Source organism: Arthrobacter sp. Cr_A7, from assembly GCF_029222765.1.
In the GTDB taxonomy this organism is placed as follows: Bacteria; Actinomycetota; Actinomycetes; order Actinomycetales; family Micrococcaceae; genus Arthrobacter.
In genome coordinates this window covers 1-3,348 of sequence record NZ_JARHXQ010000370.1, presented here as the reverse complement: position 1 = coordinate 3,348, position 3,348 = coordinate 1, and the positions used below count along the sequence as shown (strand labels likewise).

General features: G+C 61.3%; 2 protein-coding genes. Both read right to left on the bottom strand.

Going from position 1 to position 3,348, the window contains the following annotated elements; translation table 11 throughout:
* On the bottom strand, window positions 1-2,295 hold a 2,295-nt coding region (locus P2Q66_RS21730; RefSeq protein WP_275731466.1), incomplete at its 3' end, for a glycosyltransferase.
* A gap of 252 nt (window positions 2,296-2,547) precedes the next feature.
* Window positions 2,548-2,814, bottom strand: coding sequence for a hypothetical protein (locus tag P2Q66_RS21725; RefSeq protein WP_275731464.1), 267 nt, complete (start codon window positions 2,812-2,814; stop codon window positions 2,548-2,550).
* Window positions 2,815-3,348 lie beyond the last annotated feature (534 nt).

Genomic DNA, 3,348 nt, shown 5'->3' with positions numbered 1-3,348 from the left:
GCCCGGAAGGTCTGCCAGGATGACACTGTTGGTGCGTTCGGGCCTGTACCACCCCACCGCTGAACCGCGTAGGGCGCGGAGCGCCGAACCAAAGACGACGTAGGCGCGCAGCGGTTCGTAGATCAGCCGGTAGATGGGCACCATGAGCAGGTGGAGGGGGTTTTCCCGCACCATGATCACGGCCACGATCGAAATCAGCAGGTGGGTTGCTGCCACGAACGCCGAGAAGATGGCGATGGCCTGCCATTCCCCGCGGCTCAGGCTGATGAAGGCCACCGCGACTGTCAGCGGCATAAACAGCAGCGGGACAAGGACGGAAATGAGGGCATAGGGCATGGTGAGCATTCCCAGCGCCCCGAACTTCGGGTTGAACAGCATGCGGCGGTGCTTGTACAGGGTCTGGAAGTTGCCGTATGTCCAGCGCAGCCGTTGCTTGAACAACCCGCGGAACGTCAGGGGCGCTTCAGTCCACGCCACGGCTTCATTTTCCTGGACGATGCTGTACCCCAGGCGCTGCAGGGAAAGCGTCAGGTCGGCGTCTTCAGCGAGTGTGTCATGGGAGTATCCGCCGGCTTTCAGCAGTGCCTCACGGCGCCATGCAGCGCACGCTCCGGGAACGATGGAGATCGCGCCCATGAGGCCCTCTGCCATGCGGGTGACACAAATACCGGAGAGATACTCCAGGCTTTGCCAGGCGGTGACGATGTTCCGCCGGTTCCCGACCTTCACGTGCCCGGCAACGGCTCCAACCTCTTTGCCGTTCCGGGGAGCCAGGAAGTGACGGGCGAACATTTTTATCGTCTGGGGCTCGAAAAGCGTGTCGCCATCCAGGGTCACTACAATTTCTCCGCGCGCCTCTTCGATTCCATAGTTGCTGGCTGCGGATTTGCCACCGTTGGCCTGATCGAGGACCCGGAGGCCGGGCCATGATTCGGCATACTCCCTCAGGACAGCAAGGGTGCTGTCCGTAGAGCCGTCGTTGATGGCGATGACCTCCAGCCGGGGGTAGTCACTGGCCTGAAGGGCATCGAGCGTTTTCGCCACCACGAGTTCTTCATTGAAGACCGGCAGGATCACGCTGACCAATGGCCACTCTGATTCGGCGATCTCCTCCCACCGGCGCTTCTTTTGGCGCCTGTTGTTGACGATGGCCAGAACCACGAAGAGGAACGTGAGGATGGTGAGGGATCCGATGCCGAACCAGAACAGCCAGTTCAGCAGCAGGTTGGGGGTCACCAGGTAGGTTGTCAGTGCCGCGAGGGTTACGTTGTCTTCAACGCTTGCCGGCACGCTGTGCTGGGGCACGTAGTCGGCCGGCAGCAAGGGTTGCAGGGTGGCGAAAGTGTAGCCCTGCGCCTTCGCCTGGGGAATGAATTTCTTCAGCATCTCGATGGTTCCCCTGCGGTCCCCGCCTCCGTCGTGGAGGAGGACGATGTGTCCTTCGCCGTTCAGCTCCGGGATGGGGATTTCGGCTTCCGGGAGGTATTCCCAGTCCCTGGTGTCCAGGTCCATGCTGACGTGCAGATAACCGAGTTGCTGTGACTGCAGCAGTGCCAGCGTGTTGTTCTCCGGGTCGCCGGTAGGGATGCGGAACAACCGCGACTCGTAGTTGTCGGCGGCACGCATGACCCGGTCGGTTCCGATGATTTGCTGGCGGTTGAAGGCATCATCGTGGGCCCAGAAGTCGATATGGGACATGGTGTGGTTGCCCACCATGTGGCCTTCCCGGACTATGCGCCGGAAGATGTCAGGATATTTGACGATGTTGTCCCCGACAGTGAAGAACGTGGCCGGTACGCCCTCGCGGGACAGCAGGTCCAGGATTTCCGGCGTGAACCTGGGATCCGGGCCGTCATCGAATGTCAGCATGAGCGTGCGCTCTTTGGTCTTGCCGTAGGCCTCCACAACATACGGACTGGCGCCGATCAGCTTTGACTCTTCCGGTGTGGCTTCCCGCCAGACGGTGTCACTGAAGGGATCCTTCAGCAGAACTTTGCCGTCCTTATTTTCTACCGTTGCGATCCTGTGGAACGTAGCCTCGCCCAGGTCCACTCCGATCCTGGGGATGTTTTCCAGGTCCTGCAGGTCCAGCAATTGCCTGGGGTACGTCGCGACCTGATTCTGCTGCCCGGAGTGGACCGGGGCCGTGGCGGCGGGGAGGACCATCACAACTGACAGGACCATCAACAGCATGAGCGCAAGCAGGCAGCTGAGAATCCGGCGCCAGCGCTTGCCGCTTGCGTCGAAGAAGACAGGTGCCGCAGGGGATGAAGGAGATGGCGATGGAAGTGTCATGGAACCCTCGCATAGGAGCTGGACAAAGGAGCGGGGATACACCCCGGTCGTGGGTAGTAAGTCCTGTTCCTCGAGCTTCAGCAAGGATCCGGCCGGCAATCAATCCTCAGGAGAAGAGATCACCGTGATCTGCCCACCTGGAGCGTTGGCAGAAGCCCTGAAAGCTGCTGCCCTGAATTCGAGACTACGGCGGCCGGTTGACGTCAACATGCGTAAGTGGTACTCGAATTCGAGTACCCCCATACTTGGTTACTACAGGCGGCGCACCAGCCAACTGGCCTCCCAGCTTGCCTGGTATCCGGCGTCGTCGTCCCGTTCCACGAGGACATGCGTGACGGTGTAGGCGATGGCGTGGCAGGTGATGGCACGGACCTTGACGGGCGCCGGGCGAAGCATCAGCACCGGCCTGCCCGGGGCCTGCCGGAGCGCGTCCTCGCGGGCGGTCTCAGGCGTTCCGGATGCCTGGGGGAGTGGGGACAACACCGCGCTTTTTTCTGCGGGTTCAGGGGAAAGCGGCATGATGATTCCTGGCTGTTGTGCACCGAAGCCGTCTGCATAAGCCGGCGAAGGAATGTCGCGATGACTGCCGGCAGAAGCCGAAGATGGCGTGTGCGAACGACGATAGAAGACCGGCTGTCGTTTGGCACCCGTGGTGAGGTACCCGAATCTTCCCGGCGGGCTACCTGTGAACGGTCCATTGTGGCCGGCTGCTACTGCATGATGAAGTAACTACTGGTTTAGGCGTTCCGAGTACTTTTGCCCACCCTGGAGGTCCTGTGAACAAGCCACTGTGGATCTGCTGCCTTTTGGGCGCCGCTGTTGGAATCACCCTCGGCCTGGCAGTCTTCGACAGCCCGGTGGTGGGTTTCGCGCTTGGCCTGGGTGTCGGCGCCTTAGTGGGCGCTGGGATAGGGTCCCGGCGTTAGCCCGGGGAGGGTCCGGATTAGCGCTACTTTACATAATGTAGATTATCGGCGTTTCGGAGAGGGGCCCGGACGGGGCTCGGGAAGACCCAAGGCCGGCAACAGTTACCGGGACAAATGCGCAGGTCAA